General features: G+C 43.4%; 16 protein-coding genes. 5 read left to right on the forward strand and 11 right to left on the reverse strand.

What is annotated here, in order from left to right:
- The first annotated feature begins 6 nt into the window (after window positions 1-6).
- From MuYL_RS21905 to MuYL_RS21915, 3 genes are all read left to right on the forward strand, one after another.
- Window positions 7-762, forward strand: coding sequence for a DUF3823 domain-containing protein (locus MuYL_RS21905; protein WP_094572581.1), 756 nt, complete (start codon window positions 7-9; stop codon window positions 760-762).
- A gap of 109 nt (window positions 763-871) precedes the next feature.
- Complete coding sequence (locus MuYL_RS21910) at window positions 872-3,052, forward strand: hypothetical protein (protein WP_094572582.1); 2,181 nt, start codon at window positions 872-874, stop codon at window positions 3,050-3,052.
- A 229-nt stretch (window positions 3,053-3,281) separates the two neighbouring features.
- Entirely contained in the window at window positions 3,282-5,564 is a 2,283-nt protein-coding gene (locus MuYL_RS21915; protein ID WP_094572583.1) for a GH92 family glycosyl hydrolase, read from the forward strand.
- A gap of 34 nt (window positions 5,565-5,598) precedes the next feature.
- Here MuYL_RS21915 and MuYL_RS21920 read toward each other — a convergent pair whose 3' ends face one another.
- The 3 genes from MuYL_RS21920 to MuYL_RS21930 form a co-directional block, all read right to left on the reverse strand.
- Window positions 5,599-6,411, reverse strand: a complete 813-nt coding sequence (locus MuYL_RS21920; protein WP_094572584.1) for a sterol desaturase family protein — start codon at window positions 6,409-6,411, stop codon at window positions 5,599-5,601.
- 171 nt (window positions 6,412-6,582) lie between these two features.
- Entirely contained in the window at window positions 6,583-7,164 is a 582-nt protein-coding gene (locus MuYL_RS21925; RefSeq protein WP_094572585.1) for a TetR/AcrR family transcriptional regulator, read from the reverse strand.
- 98 nt (window positions 7,165-7,262) lie between these two features.
- On the reverse strand, window positions 7,263-8,012 hold the full coding sequence (locus MuYL_RS21930) for an SDR family NAD(P)-dependent oxidoreductase (RefSeq protein WP_094573065.1): 750 nt from the start codon (window positions 8,010-8,012) through the stop codon (window positions 7,263-7,265).
- Between the two features lie 233 nt (window positions 8,013-8,245).
- Between MuYL_RS21930 and MuYL_RS21935 the strand changes: the two genes are divergently transcribed.
- On the forward strand, window positions 8,246-10,120 hold the full coding sequence (locus tag MuYL_RS21935; protein WP_094572586.1) for a CocE/NonD family hydrolase: 1,875 nt from the start codon (window positions 8,246-8,248) through the stop codon (window positions 10,118-10,120).
- Between the two features lie 50 nt (window positions 10,121-10,170).
- Here the strand turns inward: MuYL_RS21935 and MuYL_RS23490 are convergent, their stop codons facing one another.
- Window positions 10,171-11,007 carry a hypothetical protein gene (locus MuYL_RS23490; protein WP_094572587.1) on the reverse strand — a complete coding sequence of 279 codons (837 nt, stop codon included), beginning with the start codon at window positions 11,005-11,007 and terminating at the stop codon, window positions 10,171-10,173.
- 84 nt (window positions 11,008-11,091) lie between these two features.
- Here MuYL_RS23490 and MuYL_RS21945 point away from each other — a divergent pair, with 84 nt between their 5' ends.
- Window positions 11,092-11,373, forward strand: coding sequence for an ATP-dependent Clp protease adaptor ClpS (locus tag MuYL_RS21945; protein WP_094572588.1), 282 nt, complete (start codon window positions 11,092-11,094; stop codon window positions 11,371-11,373).
- Between the two features lie 155 nt (window positions 11,374-11,528).
- On the opposite strand, the gene MuYL_RS21950 is transcribed toward MuYL_RS21945, so the two are convergent.
- The 7 genes from MuYL_RS21950 to MuYL_RS21980 all read right to left on the reverse strand — a co-directional run bounded on the left by MuYL_RS21950 (window position 11,529) and on the right by MuYL_RS21980 (window position 21,173).
- Window positions 11,529-14,666: an efflux RND transporter permease subunit gene (locus MuYL_RS21950; RefSeq protein ID WP_094572589.1), complete on the reverse strand. Its 3,138-nt coding sequence runs from the start codon at window positions 14,664-14,666 to the stop codon at window positions 11,529-11,531.
- 122 nt (window positions 14,667-14,788) lie between these two features.
- Window positions 14,789-15,901, reverse strand: a complete 1,113-nt coding sequence (locus MuYL_RS21955) for an efflux RND transporter periplasmic adaptor subunit (RefSeq protein ID WP_245845686.1) — start codon at window positions 15,899-15,901, stop codon at window positions 14,789-14,791.
- Window positions 15,898-17,178, reverse strand: coding sequence for a TolC family protein (locus MuYL_RS21960; protein WP_094572590.1), 1,281 nt, complete (start codon window positions 17,176-17,178; stop codon window positions 15,898-15,900). Before MuYL_RS21960 ends, MuYL_RS21955 begins: the two co-directional genes overlap by 4 nt.
- A gap of 76 nt (window positions 17,179-17,254) precedes the next feature.
- Entirely contained in the window at window positions 17,255-18,613 is a 1,359-nt protein-coding gene (locus tag MuYL_RS21965; protein ID WP_094572591.1) for a HAMP domain-containing sensor histidine kinase, read from the reverse strand.
- A gap of 48 nt (window positions 18,614-18,661) precedes the next feature.
- On the reverse strand, window positions 18,662-19,345 hold the full coding sequence (locus tag MuYL_RS21970) for a response regulator transcription factor (protein WP_094572592.1): 684 nt from the start codon (window positions 19,343-19,345) through the stop codon (window positions 18,662-18,664).
- A gap of 101 nt (window positions 19,346-19,446) precedes the next feature.
- The gene (locus tag MuYL_RS21975) at window positions 19,447-20,157 is read right to left on the reverse strand and encodes a LytR/AlgR family response regulator transcription factor (protein ID WP_094572593.1); all 711 of its coding nucleotides are present in this window, start codon (window positions 20,155-20,157) and stop codon (window positions 19,447-19,449) included.
- Window positions 20,154-21,173: a sensor histidine kinase gene (locus tag MuYL_RS21980; protein WP_094572594.1), complete on the reverse strand. Its 1,020-nt coding sequence runs from the start codon at window positions 21,171-21,173 to the stop codon at window positions 20,154-20,156. Before MuYL_RS21980 ends, MuYL_RS21975 begins: the two co-directional genes overlap by 4 nt.
- Between the last annotated feature and the right edge of the window lie 161 nt (window positions 21,174-21,334).

Raw genomic sequence — 21,334 nt, forward strand, 5'->3', positions numbered from 1 at the left:
AAAAAAATGAAAAAGATCTTTTATTACATAGCAATAACCATGATTGTTGGAGCCGGCAGTTCATGTAAAAAACTGGATAATTACGACGCTCCTTCTGAAACATTAACCGGCAGCGTGGTTGATGCCGGCGGCAAAACCGTACAAACCGAAACCGGCAGCGGCGGTACCAGAATAAAAATGCTTGAAACAAGCTGGAGTTCAAACCCCACTCCGTTTTATTTCTATTCCATGCAGGACGGTACGTTTAACTATACCAAGCTGTTTGCAGGTACTGACAAGGTGAGCGTTGAGGGCCCTTTTGTGCCACTGGTGCAAACCGACAATAACGGCGCTACCATTGTTGATAAAAGCCAAACCGTGCAAATAAAAGGTGTAACCACCCTTAAATTTACGGTTGAACCTTTCCTTGATATTCAATGGATAGGTGAACCGGTTTTAAACGCAGATGGCACTATAACCGCAACCATTAAATTTAACAGGGGCACTGCCAATCCTGCTTTTCAGCAAAATGTGAGCGACCTGTTTCTGTTTGTGAATGCCACCAAATATGTGGGCAACAATAATTATGACAACCGGTACTCAAACCATGTGGGGTATAACGGCACCGACGGTAACGATGCTATAGGGCAAACCATTACGTTAACCACCACCGGCGGCAAATTGCCCGGCCAAAGAGCGTATTTTATCAGGGTTGGTGCCCGGATCTCGTACGGCCTTAATTATTACAACTATACGGACGTAAAAACAGTAACCGTTCCTTAAGAATACAAAATATGCATAACCCGGAAGTCAGGAATCAAGATAAATTAACAGTTGAATGCTTCTCTTGATTTTTGGCTCCCTGGTTCATGACGCTAACTACAATCTACCTATGAAAAACATTTTATTTTTCTTCGCCCTCATTGCGCTGGCGTTTACAGTAAAAGCGCAAAATCAAACAACCGGTGCCCTGCCCGAAAAAACGGCTTTCCAAACCAGCAGCCCATGGATGCCCGAAATTGATGTGCGCTCAGACATCGCCATTGTTTATGGTGCCAATGACCGCGCAGGGATGACGTTTGAACAGCGCGTGCAATCATGGCGCGACCATGGCTACCAGGTAAACTTTATGACCGGCATAGCATGGGGCGAGTACTTTGATTATTTTTTGGGCAAGTGGGACGGTAAAAACCATCTTGGCGTGGGCCAGGTAACTATTAAAGGCGATACCATTATGCATGGCCACAATATGCCCTACGTAGTGCCCGTGCAATCGTTTATTGATTATATGAAAACAGCAGTTGTAAAAAGGGTTATTGATGCCAACATCAGCACAATATTTTTAGAAGAACCTGAATTTTGGGCACGTGCGGGGTACAGCGCACCATTTAAACAGGAATGGCAAAAGTACTATGGCTTTCCTTGGAAACCACAGGATGCATCAGCCGAAAACACCTACCTTTCAAGCAAACTCAAATACCACTTATATTACGATGCCATAAAACAAGTATCTGAATACGCCAAATCATACGGCAAAAGCAAGGGGGTAAACGTTAAAGTTTTTATAGCCACACACTCTCTGGTTAATTATTCATCATGGCAAATTGTAAGCCCAGAAGCCAGCCTGGCTTCATTACCAAGCATTGATGGTTACATAGCACAGGTATGGACGGGCACCGCCCGCGAACCCACTTATTTTAACGGACTAAGAAAAGAACGGGTTTTTGAAAATGCCTTCCTTGAATATGGCTCAGCCGTTTCAATGACCGCTCCTACCAAACGCAAAATGTTTTTGCTGACAGATCCTATTGAAGACTGGCCCCGCGACTGGAGCGATTATAAACGCAATTACCAGGCTACGTTTACCGCCAAACTTTTATACCCAATGGTTGCCGACTACGAGGTTATGCCCTGGCCTGAAAGGATTTATACCCACCCTTACAAAGTTGCCGGTACCGATCAGAAAGTACTAATCCCGCAGTTTTATTCAACCCAGATGCAGATTATGGTAAATGCTTTAAACAGCATGCCCAAGTCTGATAACCGGGTATCGGGCGTAAACAGCATAGGTGTGTTAATGAGCAATACCTTAATGTTTCAGCGCTTTCCTACTCATAACGGTTTTGACGACCCACAGTTCTCCAATTTTTACGGACAAACCCTGCCATTGTTAAAACGCGGCATACCCGTACAAACCGTACATATGGAAAACCTCAGCTACGCCGCTTCCTTAAAGGATATCAAGGTTTTAGTGATGAGTTATTCAAACATGAAACCGGTATCTGCCGATATTCATAGCCAGCTGGCAGCATGGGTAAAAAAAGGCGGTGTACTAATTTATTGCGGCCGCGATGATGATCCTTACCAATCAGTTATGGAATGGTGGGACACTAAGGGCAATAAATTCACCGCACCATCGCAGCATTTATTTAAGCTGCTCGGCATCAGGCCAACCAAACAAAACCAGGAATTTAAGGTGGGCAACGGAGCCGTATATGTAGTGAGGCAAAACCCAAAAGAATTTGTTATGAAGCCTGGTAACGACAGCACTTTTGTAAACCTTGTAAAACGGGGTCACGAAAAAAATGCAAAAGCCGGCAACCTTGAATTTAAAAACAGCCTGTATCTGGAGCGCGGTCCTTACGATATTGTTTCCGTGATGGATGAAAATACCGACTCCAAACCATATACTATAAAAGGGCCGGTTATTGATCTGTTTGATCCGCAATTACCCGTACTTGCCGAAAAAACAGTGAACCCGGGCGAGCAATCTTTACTGTACGTTGTGAACCGGGTTGCCGACAAATCTAAACCGCAGGTATTGGCATCGGCATCCCGCATATATCAGGAAAATATCCAAAACGGGAGCTACTCATTTGTGGCTAAAAGCCCTGCGAAAACATTAAACAGTGTACGTGTACTGTTACCATCGCAACCCAAAACGACCGTGGTTAGTGATAGCAAAGGTCAACCCCTTACAGATGTTAAAACATCGTGGGACCCATCATCAAACACCCTGTACCTAGGTTATGCCAACAGTCCCGACGGCATAAAGGTTGATTTGAAATGGTGATAAGAGCTTTTTTGAGGAAAAGTTGGTTACTTCCGTGCACAAGCAATTGTGTGCGGGAGTTTTTTTTATGAAGAAGATCACATTTATTATTGATGCCTGGCAATAGCATTGCTTCGTATCTCCTTCCAAAAAAGGTAACACCACCGTAAGCCGCTTAACTAATCTGTTACAAAAAAATTTAATTTGATAATATAAAACAAGGCCTTTATACTTAAGAATACGATAATACATGAAAAAAGCCACGCTACTAGCTGCATTACTTTTCCCGCTTTCGCTGTTTGCTCAATCACCCACAGGTGTCGGTGACCCGGTCGAGCTCATCAACCCGCTGATGGGTTCAGCGTCAAAACCCGCCCTCTCCAACGGCAATACCTATCCCGCAATTGCGTTGCCCTGGGGCATGAATTTCTGGACCCCCCAAACCGGCAAAATGGGTGATGGCTGGCAATATACTTATGATGCCGACAAGATCCTGGGTTTTAAACAAACCCATCAGCCCTCGCCATGGATGAATGATTACGGCATGTTTTCGGTATTTCCCGAAACAGGTAAGCTGGTAATTGACGAAAGTAAACGCGCCAGCTGGTTTTCGCATAAAGCCGAAATTTCAAAACCTTATTATTACAGCGTTTATCTGGCCGACTATGACGTTACCACCGAAATTGCCCCAACCGAGCGGGCCGCCAGCTTCAGATTCACCTTCCCAAAAAGCGACAGCTCACATATTTTAATTGATGCCTTTGATAAAGGATCGTACATAAAGATTATCCCCGGCGAACAAAAAATAGTGGGCTACAGCACCAAAAACAGCGGTGCCGTAACCGATAACTTCAAAAATTATCTTGTTATTTACATTGATAAGCCCTTTGAATTGGCATCAGCCTGGCATGATAAACAGGTTGATGAGGGTAAGCTTGAATACACCGGCGACCACGCCGGCGCTGTCATCAGCTTTAAAACAAAAAAAGGCGAACAGGTTCACATGCGGGTAGCATCGTCATTCATCAGCATTGAGCAGGCCGAACTTAACTTAAAACGCGAACTGGCCAATGACAGTTTCGACGCAACAAAACAGAAGGCTAAAGCCACCTGGAACAACACCCTGAGCCGCTTAAATGTGGAAGGGGGCACAACCGATCAAACCCGCACCTTTTATTCGTGCCTGTACCGCATGCTGTTTTTCCCCAACAAAATGTACGAGATAGACGCCAAAGGCCAAAAAATGCACTATAGCCCCTACAACGGGGAAATAATGCCCGGCTACCTGTTTGCCGGAACGGGCTTTTGGGATACATTCAGGGCACTTTACCCGTTCCTGAATTTGGTTTATCCGTCAATGAACAAAGAAATGCAGGAAGGCCTTATCAACGATTATAAAGAAGGCGGCTGGCTACCCGAATGGTCGAGCCCGGGCTATGCGGATTGTATGATCGGAAATAATTCCGCCTCTGTGGTTGCTGAAGCTTATTTAAAGGGTCTGCGCGGTTATGACATTAAAACACTGTACGACGCTTTAAAACATGGCGCTAATAACGAGGGGCCAAATGCTACCGGCCGCCGGGGTGTAAATTATTATAACACATTAGGATATGTACCTTATGATGTTAAAATTAACGAAAACGCTGCCCGTACGTTGGAGTATGCCTATGACGATTTTGCTATTTACCAGCTTGGTAAAGCGCTGGGCCGCCCGGCTGCCGAAATTGACATCTACAAAAAACGAAGCCAAAACTACCGCAACCTTTACGACAAGCAAACCGGTTTGATGCGCGGGAAAAACAAAGACGGTTCATTTGAAACGCCTTTTAACCCTTTTAAATGGGGCGACGCTTTTACCGAAGGGAACGCCTGGCATTACAGCTGGGGCGTATTTCACGATATCCAAGGGTTAATTAACATGATGGGCGGGAAGCAACAATTTGTGGCTAAGCTGGACTCAGTATTTACCCTACCCCCTGCATTTGATGATAGCTACTACGGAACGGTAATTCACGAGATCCGCGAAATGCAGATAGCCAATATGGGGCAGTATGCGCACGGCAACCAGCCTATTCAGCACATGATATACTTGTACAATTATGCCGGCGAACCCTGGAAAACCCAATACTGGGCCCGCGAAACTATGAACAAACTCTATAAGGCAACGCCCGATGGTTATTGCGGCGATGAGGATAACGGGCAAACATCGGCTTGGTATGTATTTTCAGCAATGGGTTTTTACCCGGTAACCCCCGCAAGCGATCAGTACGTACTGGGCGCTCCGTTATTTAAAAAGTTAACCATCAATCTGGAGAATGGTAAAACCATCACCATAAATGCCCCAAAAAACAATGCAGAAAACAAGTATGTAAACAGCCTGAAAGTTAACGGCAAGCCATACCTGTTCAATTGGCTGAGCCATAAAGCACTGCTCGGCGGTTCCGACCTGAATTTCGATATGTCGGCGTCGCCAAATAAGCAAAGGGGAGCAGATAAAGCAGCCGTTCCTTATTCCATGTCAAACGAAAAATAAGAAATCACAATATCCCTGGTACCGTTTGCAAATACTACCCGATCTTTTTTGCAAACGGTATTTTTAATATCCGGGTAAAGCTGCTGCTAACCTGTTTATCCATATGGGTATCCAGGCCGTACACGGTTTTGTCGGCATCAAGTTTGCCGAACGTGCCAAATATCCGGTCCCAAATACTTAATACATCCCCGTAGTTGCAGTCAGTATAAGGCAATTGGTAATGATGGTGTACATGGTGCATATTGGGAGTTATAAAAATCCAGCCGATAAACGTTTCGCTAAATCCATGCAACCTGAATTTTGTATGTGAGGTAATATTAGTTATTGTTTGAAAAGTTTGCCTTAATAACAATACCCCAAAAGACGCCCCTGATAAAAACACCCAAAGAATTAAAAAGCACATTCTGACAAACGTTTCGCCCGGATGCTCCCTTACCGTTGTTGACACGTCCAGTTGAAAATCGGTGTGATGAACAAGGTGGAATTTCCACAACGGTTTTGCTTTGTGCATAATAACGTGGTACAGATACTCGCAAAAATCAAGTACGATAAACCCTACAACATATTTCACAAAAAAAGTACCATGATAAGGAATTATGTTAAGCAATCCCCAATTGTGCTGTACAACCCAGGCGGATACCAGTAACAGAAAAATTGTCATAAACAGCTGAACAGGCAGCGCCGTTAAAATAAAAAGCAAATTGGTGAAAGAGTGTTTCCACTTGTTGCGAAATGGCGAGTTTAAAAAGAGGCCTTCCGCAAGCCAAAGCGACACGAGTAAACCCGCATAAATATACAACTGGAATTCAGTTGCATGGGTTACAAAATAGGAGCCTTTAAATCCCATAATATTTAAATTAAATTAGGTAACACCAATATTACATTACAATTCTGTAGATATGATGAATTCCGGGATTTTTTTAAAAAAAATCCGGTAGCTCCGTTACGAAGGAAAGGCTGGAAATATCAGATAGCAGGAATATAGTGGTCCTTAATTGGGAGAATGCTGACAAAAAGATTAGTCGAGCGCAGCTAAGGTCAGTTTGATGATGTCGTCAAATACGGTTTGGTCGGTGGTTGATTTGGCTGTTACGCGGATGCCTTTTACTGTGTTGAATGTAAATCGGGCCAAAGCCCTTGCATCCTGGCTGTTTTTTATCTCCCCGCTCTCTTGCCCCTTTTTAATTACGGTGTAAAAAGCATCTTCTACCTGCTGGTCGTTTTCACATACCATTTTGCTTACTTCGGCATCATGCGGGGCATTTTCAACTTCGGCGTTTACCATAAAGCAGCCTTTTTGCTTTTTATCTTCAAGTAATTCACCTACTGCCAGTTCCAGCAGTTTTTTAAATGTCTCCTTAGCCGGTCCGGGGCTATTCGCTATGGCGCAAACTTTAAGGGCACCCTCAGTTTTATAACTTTCTAGCGCTTTTATATATAGGGTATGCTTGTCGCCATATGTATCATACAGGCTTGAACGGCTAATGCCCAACCCATCTACCAGGTCCTGCATAGAAGTGCCGTTGTATCCTTTGTACCAAAAAATAGCTATCGCTTTGTTCAGCACCTCTTTTTCATCAAAATCTTTCGTTCTTGCCATAACAGGAATAGCTTTGCCTATAATTAAGCAAAGCTATTCATTTTAAAAGTGTTATTAAAATTAAAGCGATTGTGGAGTTGAAACTCCAGGGGCACTCATTACCTTACACCGCCACCGGCCAGTAATGTTTCGCCGGTTAACCAGCGTGAATCTTCAGAAGCAAGGAACACGGCAACTAATCCGATATCTTCCGGCTGTCCTATCCTGCCTAATGGGGCTGTGCGCTCCTGTTCCGATTGAAAATCACTACCGATAAACCCGGCGGTGTGTGTGCCTTCAGTTTCAACCATACCGGGATTGATAGAGTTTACCCTGATTTTCTTAGGCCCAAGCTCTTTTGATAATACATGGGTAATACCGTCAACTGCGCTTTTGGTTGCCGTATAAATCGAACTTCCAACAGGTGCTATGCTGCTCACCACAGAACCGATGTTGATGATGCTGCCGCCGTTTTCATTAAATGTTTTTACCGCGCCTTGGGTTGCCAGTAATAATCCCAGTACATTGGTGTCAAACTGGGTGTGAAATTCTTCAGCGGTAAGCTGTTCTATTGAACCAAACTGGTAAACCCCGGCGTTATTCACCAGTACATCAACCGGGCCAAATGCTTTGGTGGTTTCCGCGAATAAACGGGTTACATCAGCTAAATTTGAAACGTTACCCTGTACGGCTATAGCCTTGCCACCATTGCGCTCGATTTCGGCAACTACCTTATCAGCCCCCTCTTTTGAGGATGAATAATTTACTACTACAGCTGCGCCTTCGGCGGCCAGGCTTTTTGCTATGCCTGCGCCAATACCTTTTGACGCGCCTGTTATAACTGCTACTTTGTTTGCTAACTTTTTCATTTTTTGAATGATTAATTTTCTATATTTGGAATAATCGTTCCGCAAATGTATATCATAAACGGAACGAACGTTCCGATTTATTAAAATATTAGGCAGGGATGACATACAGCGACGACACATGGCAGTCTCTTAAACTATAGCCCGCTCTAAATCAGGTAACTATTTTGTGATCTCCCTGTAACCAATGGCTTTTTTTGTTTTAATGCTTACTTTTAAACCTTAAAATTGTTTAAATGAAAAAACAGCTGCTTTTTGCTTTTAGCCTTCTGCTTTTAGTTTCAGTAACTTTTGCCCAGCCTGGCGGGATCAATCCGGATGCTGCTTATGTTAAGGAGCAATACACCAAATATGAGTACCAGGTGCCGATGCGGGATGGCAAAAAATTATTTACTTCGGTTTATGTACCAAAGGATCAGTCGAAAAAATATCCGTTTATGATGGATCGCACCTGCTACAGTGTAGCTCCGTACGGTACTGATAAATACAAAGGCAGCCTTGGCCCTTCACCTTCGTTTTTACATGACGGGTATATTTTTGTTTACCAGGACGTCCGTGGCCGCTGGATGAGCGAAGGCATTTACGAAGAAATGACGCCTGAAAAGGAAGTTCATAAAACCAATAATGATGTTGATGAAGGTACAGACACTTACGACACGATAGACTGGCTGCTGAAAAACGTTCCCAATAACAATGGGAAAGTAGGCGTATGGGGAATTTCCTATCCCGGCTTTTACACCACAACAGCGCTGCTAAGCCGCCACCCGGCGTTGGTGGCCGCATCTCCGCAGGCCCCCATAGCCGACTTATGGCGGGATGATGGCTGGCACAACGGCGCATTCTTTTTAGTGGCTAATTTTGGTTTTTATCCCGGCTTTACCAATCGCCAGGACGACAAGCCGACACAGCGCCGGGGCGGTCGTTTTGATCCGGGTACTAATGATGGTTACGACTTTTTCATGAAGATGGGCCCCATGAAAAACACAAACGATAAGTATTATAAAGATCCGATCCGCTTGTGGAACGAGATGATGGATCATCCCAACTATGATCAGCATTGGAAAGACCGCAACGTACTGTCTCACCTGCACGATATAAAAACAGCAGTGCTGGTTACCGGCGGATGGTATGATGCCGAGGATCTGTATGGTGCCATAAACACGTATAAAACCCTTGTTAAAGAAAACGCTAATACGCCTATTTATTTCACTATGGGCCCATGGGTACATGGCGGCTGGGCACGAGGTGCGGGCGACCACCTGGGGGACGTTGACTTTGGAGGGCCTACAGGTCCGCACTACCGGGACGATATTGAATTTAAATTCTTTAGCCACTACCTTAAAGGCACTGATATGAATATTGCTAAGGTCAACGCTTTTGAAACCGGGGTAAACAAATGGAACGAATATAAAAGCTGGCCACCAAAAGAGGTTGAGGACAGGCAACTATATTTGCTGCCGGGCGGTAAATTATCATTTGCGGCTCCTGCTGCCGGTAAAGACAGCTATGATGAGTACGTATCTGACCCAAATAATCCTGTTCCGTTTCTAAATCATAAAAGCATGGATATGGACCGTGAATACATGACAGCCGATCAGCGGTTTTTAGCTGACCGTAAAGATGTGCTAAGCTATACTACCGATGTACTTGCTAATGACGTTACCATCGCAGGCAATATCTGGGCAAACCTGAAAGTTTCAACCACCGGCACCGATGCTGATTTCGTGGTAAAAATATTGGACGTTTACCCGGACACTGCTTCAAATAATAAATTTACGGGTAAGGATGTAAAGATGGCGGGCTACCAGCAAATGGTACGCAGCGAACCTATGCGCGGCAAATACCGTAACTCCATTGAAAAGCCCGAGCCGTTTACCCCGGGCAAAGTTACTCCCGTAAACTGGGAGCTGCAGGACGTACTGCACACCTTTAAAAAGGGACACAAAATAATGGTACAGGTACAAAGCACCTGGTTCCCGCTGATTGACCGGAACCCGCAAACCTTTGTTGATATTATGAAATGTGATAGTACAGCTTTTAAGAAAGCTACGCAAAGGATTTACACCTCCAAAACTAATCCAAGTTTTTTGAAAGTGCGGGTTGTGCAATAATTGGCAAGGATGCGGTTTTGATGTGCGGCTAAATTATCCGCACATCAAAATCACTTCGCCAAATAAAACTTTTCCCAAAAGTCTTCTGATTTAGAAAGCGAATTACGGTCTGCCTGGTCTGCGCCGCCGCCGATATTACCTCCACGGCTGCCTCTGCCGCCGCCATGCCCGCCGCGACCGCCGCCACCTCTCTCACCACGACCGCCGCCGTTCTCCCTGCCCTCTCCCTCGGGTGCAGCAGGCCGGATAATCCCGTTGATTTTTAAATTAAAGGCCCATTCTGTTTTTATGGCATCTTCAGAATGCAGTAATTTTAAGGGAATGGCCGCCTCGCAGATCAGGTAACCCTTATCGTCATAGTCAATGGCGGTTTTGATACCGTAGGTGTTACTGGTAGTAATCATATCGCCTTCGATATCTTTAAAACCAACTACCTTGATCCCTCTCAGGGATGTTAACACCGCCTGCTTTAGTTCATCGCGTTCTTCTTTTGTAATATCTCCGCCATCGTCTTTTAGCGGATTAAGAATGGGACCGCCTTCTCCTGTATTAAGAGGAAAAGTTATGCTGAAGCTTTCCTTTTTCTTGCCCCTGGTGTTAATGCTTAAAGTAACGCCTGCTTTTATTATGCGGGCTTGTTCTGATCGGTCGTTAACCCGGATAGCCATGTACAGGTTCTCTTTATCGTTGGCAAGGGCATAGTTTATATGTTTTTCGGTATTAAAATAACGCAGGCTATCGCCCCATTCCTTAATTGAGCCATTTATAGTAATATTATTGGGCGGTGCTTGTAATGTACCTGTGGCGGTTGATTGAGCGTTGCTTAACTTGATGGCACTTATTTGAATAAGTATAGTAAAGGCAAAGTAGGGGAGATATGCTTTCATGAATGTAAAATTATGGCTTTAAACCGCTTTAAAACATATTTATACGTGCTTTATTATTGTTTTTGAGTAATTTTGTAGTTACGTATGCCAACTGAAATACAGGAAGAAACCCTCACCCTTGAGGAGATATTGGCGGGGCTTAAAGAAATGCACCGCCTGATTTTATGGAATGATGACCATAATACATTTGACCATGTAATTTTTTGCATGATGAAATACCTGGATTACTCCGAAGCACAGGCCGAAAAGATAGCCTGGAAGGTACATAACGAAGGTAAATGCGCGGTATTAGAGGGTTCATTTACCGAAGTAGAAGTATATCGCAAAATTCTTCAGCAGGAAGGTTTGACAGTGAGTGTTGAATAGTTATTGGTAGTTGATGTAATAAGATTCCCTTTTAAACTCTTGCGGGCTATACTTAGTCTCCCAACTTTCCGCCTTCGTCAAAAAAACACCTCAGGATAGTGCAGCCTTTGCTGCACCACCTTCGGTACCATCAATATAAACTAGGGGTATTAATGTCAATTTTTATTCCTGATCACTACGCCGCTTTCTACTCTTTTGCGGTACGACCAGAAAAATACGATAGGGAAAACAAACAGGTTAAATATGGTATTGGTAATTAAACCGCCAATAACTACAATAGCCAACGGTTTTGATGCCTCGGAGCCGATGCCATGTGACATAGCTGCCGGCAACAAGCCGATGGCTGCCATCATAGCGGTCATTACCACCGGGCGAAGCCTGTCGGCAACGCCAGCCTTCAGGGCCACAGCGAATGATGTCCACGTGGTGTGATGTTTTAGCTCGGTGATGTTGCTTTTGAACTTGCTGATCAGGATCACCCCGTTTTGCACACAAATACCAAACAGCGCAATAAAGCCGATACCCGCCGAGATATTGAAATTAACCCCGGTTATCAGCAGGGCTAGTATTCCGCCCATAATAGCAAACGGTACGTTGTTTAATACCAGCAGCGAATCGCGGAAATTCCCAAACAGGATAAACAGTATGAAGAAGATAACCAGTAAGCTTATCGGCACTACCTGGCTTAATCTTTTGGTCGCCCGTTGCTGGTTCTCAAAGTCGCCAGCCCATTGCAGGGAGTAGCCTTTTGGCAATTTAATCTGTGAATTTACCTTATCCTGTGCTTCTTTAACAGTGCTGCCCATATCCCTGCCGCGGATAGAAAACTTTATCGCGCCATAGCGTTGATGATCGTCCCGGTAAATCATACTAATACCCGTGGTTTTTTTAATATTTGCTATCTCGCGCAGGGGGACAGTATTGCCACTAAGGGTAGGTACCCGAAGGTCGCCTATCGATAATTCATTGTTTCTGAAATCTTCAGGGTAACGGATCCGCAGGTCGAACTTTTTCTCACCTTCATATATCTGTGTTACCGCTTTACCGCCAATGGCCATTTCAATTACAGCATTGGCATCGGCGGCGGTTACCCCGTATTGCGCCATTTCATCCTGGTTAAGGTCTATCTGCAGCTCGGGCTGGCCAACGTTGTGCAAAATTCCAAGATCCTGGATACCGTTTACGCCTTTTAGTATAGCGTAGATGCTTACTTCCTGCTGTTCAATGTACCTGTAATCATCGCCAAACATTTTCACAACGATGGAACCTTTTACACCCGATACAGCTTCTTCAACGTTGTCAGAAATAGGCTGCGAAAAGTTGATATCAACACCTGGGAAAAATTTGAGCTTTTCCTGCATCCGCTGTATCAGTTCCTCTTTGGTTTCCTTTCGCTTCCACTGGCCTTCGGGATATATATCAACATGGAACTCAATGTTATAAAAACCAGTGGCGTCGGTACCGTCATTCGGTCGGCCTGTTTGCGACATCACCTGTTTTACTTCGTCAAAGCTCAGGAAGATATTGCGCATCTCGTTAGCCATTTTAACCGATTCCTTTAGCGAGATACTTAAGGGGCCGGTGGCACGTACATAGATGGCCCCTTCATTCAATTCGGGCAAAAACTCTGTTCCTAAAAACTTAAAGCAGCCAAGGCTTACCACCAATGCCGCAATAGCTATAGGGAACACCAGTTTACGGGCCTTAAAACAAACCGAATAAAACCGCATGGCACCGTTGGTTATAAACTCAACAAATACGTTGTGCTTTTCTTTAACATCTTTACGAAGCAGGAAGCTGGCTAAAGCGGGTACAAATGTAAATGTCAGGATAACGGCACCAAGCAAGGCAAAGCCGAGTGTCCAGGCCAGGGGCGAGAACATTTTGCCTTCAACCTTTTGAAAGCTAAAAATGGGCAGCAAACCGGTAATAATAATTAGTTTGGCGAAGAAAATACCTTTACCGTTAACCAAACAAGCCTTTTTGATAAGGCCAAGCTTGCTCATTTTATTATAGTTTTCCATGCCAACTTCTTTGGCCTTAAGGTCAAGCACCACAAAAATTCCTTCAACCATCACAACGGCCCCGTCAATAATGATCCCGAAATCTATTGCCCCCATTGATAAAAGGTTGGCCGACATGCCCTTCAGTTTTAAACAGATAAAGGCGAACAGCAATGCAAGCGGGATGATAAGCGACACGATTAGGGTAGTGCGCCAGTCGGCCATGAAGAGGAACACGATTACGGTTACAAAAATTATCCCTTCGGCCATGTTGTGCAACACGGTTTCGGTGGCAAAATCCACCAGGGTTTCGCGGTCGTAAAATGTGCTCAGCTTAACGTCATCAGGTAATATTTTTTTATTTAGCTCACTTATCTTTAACTTCAGGTTCTTGATAACCTCGCTGGGGTTTTCGCCCTTTCGCATCACCACAATTCCTTCAACCACGTCGGGGTCTTTATCACGGCCTACCTGCCCTAAACGGGGCAATGATGATTCTGTAACCTCCGAAATGGTTTTCACATATATCGGCGTACCTTTAATATTGTTTATAACTATGTTTTTTATCTCGTCAATATTATTCAAAAGGCCTATCCCACGTACCACATAAGCCTGGCCATTCTGATCAATAACATCGCCGCCAACATTAACGTTGCTTTTAGAAACTGCCTCGTATAGCTGTAAGGGTGTAACGTTATATTGAACCGCTTTTTGAGGGTTAATGGTGATCTGGTACGTTTTCACCTGGCCGCCAAAGCTGTTTACATCGGCAACACCCGGTACAGCTTTTAATTCCCGGTCAACCACCCAGTCCTCAATAGTTTTTAGTTCTTTTACCGTTCTGCGGTTGCTGGTGAGGGTAAACCGGTAAATCTCGCCGGTAGGGCCATAAGGCGGCTCTATGGAAGGGTTTACGTTATCGGGCAAACTGGCATCGCCAATATGGTTATTGATCTGTAAACGGGCGGAGTTATAGTCCACCTCATCATCAAATGTAACTTTCACTACGGAGAGGCCGAATAAGGAAGATGACCGGATACTGGTCTTCTTTTCGGCCGGATTCATTGCAATTTCAATGGGCCGGGTTACAAATTTCTCCACTTCCTCAGCGCTGCGACCGGGCCATTGGGTTATGATGGTAACTGACGTATTGGTAACGTCAGGAAAGGCGTCAATACTGATGGTTTTAAAGCTGATATACCCGGCAACAGCAAGCAGGGCAGTCACAAAAAACACGAAAAACCTGTTCCTGAGCGCGAATGAAAGAATATTTTTTATGAACTTATTCATGTGTTATTATTTCGGATGCCGGATAATCGAGTCGAATTTTCGATTCCGCTTTTATTTGATCTTTTAGCTATATATTTTACCAATTCCGAAATCGAACATCCGAATTCCGAAACTCCTCAAAATCAGTCCTTAAGTGATTCATACAAATACACCTGCCTTGATGCGATTACCCTGTCGCCGGGCTTTAAACCCTGGCTGATGTAAGCTCGGTCTTCAACTGTTTTGGCAACCGTAACCGGTTGAATGTGCACCTTTGCTTTACCGTCAACCACTATCACATAGTTTTTATCATTATCAAAAACAAGGGAATTGGCGCTCACTTCGGGCAAGTTCTCGCCTGATTTTGCCTTTATCAGCACATTGGCGAACATGCCTGGCTTAAGCAAATTGCCCGGGTTTTCGATTTTTATACGGGCATGCATTACTTTATTGTCAGGGTCAAGTATGTTATCTATCCGGTCAATTTTACCTTCAAATATTTTATCCGGATAAGATAGTGTGGTAATTTTCACCGGGTCGCCGGTCTGGATCTTCGAGATGTCTGATTCATAAACATTAACCAGTACATAAACAGTTGACAGATCAGCTATGGTGAACAGGTTTTGGCTGTTATCGGCCCTTACCTGGGTATTATTGGTCAAATTCTTCTCAACCACATAGCCTGACAGTGGTGTTTTAACCTCGTAGCCATTTGCATTGCTTTTGTTGATGGAGATAACAGCACCAGCACGTTTACCTTCGGCCTGGGCTTTTTGGTAGTCGGACTGTGCCTGTTCAAGGTCTTTTTGTGATGCAAGGCCACTCTTGTACAGATCCTGCGTTGACTCGTAAACCCTTTTGGTGTTTCGCACATCAGCTTCGGACGAAACGTAGTCGCGGGTAAACCCTGCCATTTCCGCGCTTTTCATAATGGCAAGCGTTTGGCCTTTGTGTACCACATCGCCCAACTGTACATTTACATCCTGCGCCACGCCGCTTACCAGCGGAAAAACTTTCACCATTTTATTTTCATCAGGAGCGATGCTGCCGGTTAAGGTAATTTGCGAGAGCGCGCTAGCCTCTTTAACGGTGTCAATAAGCAGGCTGTGAATAAGACTATCGGTAACCTGAAAACGGGTATCCTTTTCCTGGCTTTCATCAGCATGATGGCAACTTTGCAAAGCCATACCTGAAACAGCAAAAGCAACAGAAAGTGTAAGTATTTTATATTTGGTGTGCATGTTATTGTTAATCATTTATTGAAGAATGGTGTGCCGGTAACATAGTTAAGCTGCTCCAGTGATGTTACCCGGTTAAGCTGAAGTGTATTTAATTGCAGGGTATTAGTTTTGTATGAATCATAAAAATCAAGAAACTCAAGCAAACTGATATTGCGTTTCTCGTAATTCTTAAACACTTCCTGGATCAGGTGATTAAAATCGCTTTTAAAAGCAGGGTCAAAACTGTTGTATAAGTTCTCCAGCCGCAGTGCGCTTTTGTAATTGGAAGCCACGTCACTTTCAACGTGATCCTGCTGGCTTTGCAACTGCACCTTGCTTTGGTCAATTGCAATCCTGGCCTGCTTGATGCCGCCCTGGTTGCGGTTAAAAAATGGCAGGCTAAACCCAATCCCGGCACCCAGAAAATTGGTGCCATAACTTCCCAGCCTGTCATAATTTAATGAAAGAGAGAAATCGGGAACAGCCGTTGCTTTTTGCAGCTGCAAGTTCACGTTATTGTAATCAACAGCCGATTTAGCCAGTTTCAGATCGTAACGATTAACATAAGCCGAATCAAGCATTGTTTGGTATGGCACTGATGCTACTATAGCCTTACCTTCAAATTCATTGTCCGCTTGTGGCTGGATAACAGTTGCCACCGGCGTTTTGATTAAAAGCTTAAGTTCACTTTGTACAGTATCAATACCCGTTTGCAAATTGTTGTACTCGGCCTGCAGGGTATATAGTTGCGACTGAATACGCAAAACCTCCTTTTGCGCAATGTTGCCTTTTGCATATTGCGCTTTAAAAACTGTTAAGGCTTTGGACAAGGAAGTTATCTCCTGGTTATAAACGCTGGCTGATTGCTGCTGGAAGTAAATGGTGTAAAAATCATTCCGCAGCGTAAATTTCAATGTCCTTAGTAAATCAAAGAATTGATATTTTGACTGCTCTACGCTAATTTTCGCCAATTGAATGTTTTTATTCCGCTTACCGGCGGTAGTAAAAAGCTGCGAAATGCCCATAGAATGATCTTTATAGGCCGGCCCGTCGGTTACATCGTTGGAATGGATACCGTTTGAGAAATTAAAATCAGGATTTGGGAATAAACGCGCGGTAATTACCTGGGCATTAGCGTTATCAATGTTATAACGCTGAATGATGAGCTGCAGGTTGTTTTTCAAAAACAAATCTTCAGCCTGCTTAATGCTTAGCTTAAGGGTATCACTGGCGGCAGATTGCGCCTGTGCCTTTGTTGCGATAAAAAACCCAGCCTGCAGTAATATAATAATAAGAACAAACCTCTTGAACATAGTATAATTTGATACCACAAAATTATACTGCCCAGGTTAAAGTGAAATTAAAGCGGGATTAGAATTCGATTAGAATTTACCTGTTAAACGTAATGGTAAAAGTGGTGGTTTGTCCGGGTATAGAATCAATGGTGATGCTGCCGTTAAATAGCTGGATGATTTTAGCCGTTACATACAGACCCACACCACTGCCCTGGTAGTTTTTTACATTAGTGCCGCGGTAAAATGAGTCGAAAACTTTTTCAAGTTCGCCGGGCATTATTCCAACACCATGGTCTATTATCTTTATAATAATGGTTTCCTCATCGGCGTAGAGATCGCATTGAACCCGTTGGTTTTTGGAAAATTTATAGGCATTACCAATAATGTTATTAAACGCTATGGTTAACAATGATTTGTTTGCAAATAGCTGTAGTTTTTCCTGGTCATCAGGCAACTGCAAAATATTTACAACAAACATCCCCTTTCCGGTTTTCTCTGTCCAGTAATCGCTCAGTTCCCATATCAGTTCATCAACAGCTACATTTTTATAAGCAGGATGCGTATAATCCTTATCCGCATTTGCCAATTCGAGCAGGCTGCTGATTGTTTCATTAAGACGCCCGGCATCAACCAATACCGACTTTAGTGTCTCTTCGTATTCAGGCTGAGAACGCAGTTTGTTAAGGGTAATTTCGATCTCGCCGATTATTGATGTAATTGGCGTGCGCAGTTCATGTGAGGCATTTACCACAAAAGTTTGCTGCAATTCAAAGGTATTTTGCAGGTGCGCCAAAAGCCTGTTAAAGTTATAGGCGAGTGCACTTATTTCATCCTTGCCGTTCCCTTCATCCACGCGTAAACTTAAATCACCTGCACGTACCAGGCGCATTTGGCTAACGACCTGGTCAAGAGGCTCCAGTGTTTTTTTGGCAAACCAGCGGCTTATTAAAAAAAGGCCGGCAGTAACGCAAATCAGCAACACCGCCATTGATTTGATGAGGTCCTGCATCCTTTTAGCCCCCGGTTTATCAATTGCCGAAACCAATATCACAAAGTTGCCCTGGTTATCGTTGTAATAAATCCCAACTGTTTGCCGCTGCCCCTCATCAAACTGCACCCTTTTGTTTTTGCGCACCTGGTTAATGATCGGGCTGGACCAAAACTGGTTCTTGTCCTTTATAAATGAAGCTGCATTTTTTTCATCATAAATACGAACTACTTCGCTATGTAAACCCTTGAGGTAATGTTCTTTTACGCGATTTAATGAGTCTTCCGAAATTTCATCAGCTTCCAGGTACAATTTGGCGGCGACATTAGCCCTGTCCATAAGCTGATCATAAAAATTCGACCGGATCAGGGAATTGAAAGTGATACAAATAACCACCTGCACAATCAACAGCACAATGGCGCTGATAGCTGTAAAATAAAGTGAAAGCCGGTTCTTTATTTTCATGGTTTAATTGCTTCCAGCTCCTTCATGGTTTTAAGGTACGGGAGAAACTTAGTTATCGCTTTTTAATATATAACCCATGCCAATAACGGTATGGATCAGTTTGCCTTTAAAACCCTTTTCTATTTTTTTTCGCAGATAGTTTACATACACATCAATAAAATTTGTACCGGTATCAAAATCAATTTTCCATACCTGTTCCGCAATATATTCACGGGATAAAACCTTATTGGGGTGGCTCATAAATAGCTCAAGCAGGGTGTACTCTTTGGCGGTGAGCGCTATCTGTTGCCCGTCGCGTTCAGCAACGTTGCTCCATGTATCAAGTTTAAGATCATCAAAAACCAGCAAATGATCTGCTGTTTCTCCTGCTTTCTGGCGGCGCAGCAGCGCTTCAATCCGGGCTAACAATTCAATAAAATGGAACGGTTTTACCAGGTAATCGTCGGCCCCGGCTTTTAAGCCTGATACCTTATTTTGGATCTGGTCAAGCGCGGTTAACATTAAAATCGGCGTTTTGGTGTCGGTAAAACGAATCTGCCGGCAAAGCTCAATGCCGTTTATGTCCGGCAGCATAACATCAAGGATCAGCAGATCAAAGCTGGCTTTTTGTAAAAGAGATTTTGCCGTGATGCCATCGTTGGCAAGGCTGATCTTATAACCCTGTTCTTCCAACCCCTTGCTGATAAATGCAGCAACCTTTTGTTCGTCCTCAACTAAGCAGATATTGGCCATAGTGAAGCAAATATAAACTAAGATTTATTGGATTAAAGGATTTCAGGATTCTTGCTATTGAATTTTCCGTGTTAAAAAATGTTTTAATCCTGAAATTCCGGTTAAAAAATTCGCTGGCTGATTACCGCCATAAATTTATCCCTGAACTTTTCACTGATGGGAATCTGTTTGTTGGCGATATAAATATGGTTGTCCTGGATCTTTACGATCTGTTTGCAGTTTACAATATAGGAGTTATGTACCCTTACAAAAGGCGGGCTAAGCTGCTCCTCAATTTCTTTTAGCCGGCGGTAAATAAGTAATTGTTCAGTTGGTGTCACCATGCGTACATATTCCTTTTCGCCTTCAAAATACTGGATTTCTCCAAGCAGTATTTTCCTGAGCACCTTGCCCGATTTTACGAAGAAATACTCATTCCCTGTTGCCTCAATTGCAATTTGATTAGCCGGATGCAGGTTGAAATAAGCTTCTATTTTTTGCATGGCTTCTAAAAAACGCTTAAGCGTAATGGGCTTTAACAGGTAATCAATAGTTTGAAAGGAGTAGCTTTCGGCCGCGTATTCTGAATAGGCTGTAGTAAAAATAATTTTGGTATCCCTTGAAAGTAAACCGGCCAGCTCCATACCACTTAATTGCGGCATGTTAATGTCTAAAAAAATAAAATCGGCCTTATTCTCTTTTAAAAATGCAATAGCTTCTAACGCATCGTAACACTTGGATAACAATTGCCATTTGGTGTTTTGGGCTACCAATATCTCAAGCAGGCTTACTGCGTTGGGCTCATCATCAATAATTATACAGGTTAAATTCATGCTAAAGGAACTTTCAAAAAAGCATTGAAGTAATTGCCCTGGTTATTAATGGCCAGTTCAAAATTTGATCCATACAATAGTGTTAAACGCTTGCGCAGGTTCTCAATGCCGAAACCATTTGGCTCTCCTGTGCCGGTTTTGTCATGGATCCTGTTGCGGGTTTCAAAAAATAAATACCCGTCTTTTTGAATCAGGGAAATATGGATCTCGTTTTCGCTGCTTGATTTATCAATTCCATGTTTAAATATATTTTCCACAAAGGTCATGAGCAGCATGGGCGGAATGCGGAGTTCGGCATTACAGTCTTTAATAAAATTGAGTTGAATTTCGTGCCTGATCCGGATCTTTTCGAGCGCGATGTAGTTTTCAAGAAACTGCACTTCGGTTGCCACCGAAACCTCCTCTTTTGGGCTTTCATCAACAAAATACCGCATAATGTCTGACAATCGCTCAATTAGTTTTGCCGTACGCGGTGCTTCCCGGTAAGCCTCATAATAGATATTATTTAACGTGTTGAATAAAAAATGTGGCTGCACCTGCGATTTTAGCAGGTTAAGCTCGGCCTGGCTCTTTTGTGCCAGTATTTTTTCAGACTGTTGCTTTAACGCAAAGTAGGCAATGGCTATCCGGAAAACAAAGCTGAGCAAAAACGTTAAAAAGCCGGCTACTATAAAATAGATGAACATTTGGATGGTCATCGGTGTGGGCTTTTGCGCAAAAAAATGAATATCCATATACATGATCAGGTATCCACGCAGCATACCACCGCCCACCAGGAAAATCACCACATAAATTAGATATTGAACCTTTTTTCCCTCCTGGTAAAAGCGAGGAAACAGGAAATTGATGTTTCCATAAATAAGCAGAACATAAAAAGCAACGTTTATAATTGCGAACGTGCCTGCCTGGTAAAAACCATCTTCAGGTAAATAGGTAAAAAACACAATAAACAAAACGGCCGTCCAAATCAACCATTGTAACTGCTCAATGCTTGCCTGCCACTTTAAAAATTTCATTTTTAAAGTTACGAAGCTTTTTCATTCCGGTATCCTGTTTTCAATAAATCACCTTTTTTATTCAATCAAACCATCGCTTTTTACAAATACAGGCTATTGATATAATTGATCAAATCGTTTAAAATACAAGCCATAAGGTTTAAATGATTTGTAGAGAAATG

The sequence above is a fragment of the Mucilaginibacter xinganensis genome (assembly GCF_002257585.1).
GTDB classification, from domain to species: Bacteria; Bacteroidota; Bacteroidia; order Sphingobacteriales; family Sphingobacteriaceae; genus Mucilaginibacter; species Mucilaginibacter xinganensis.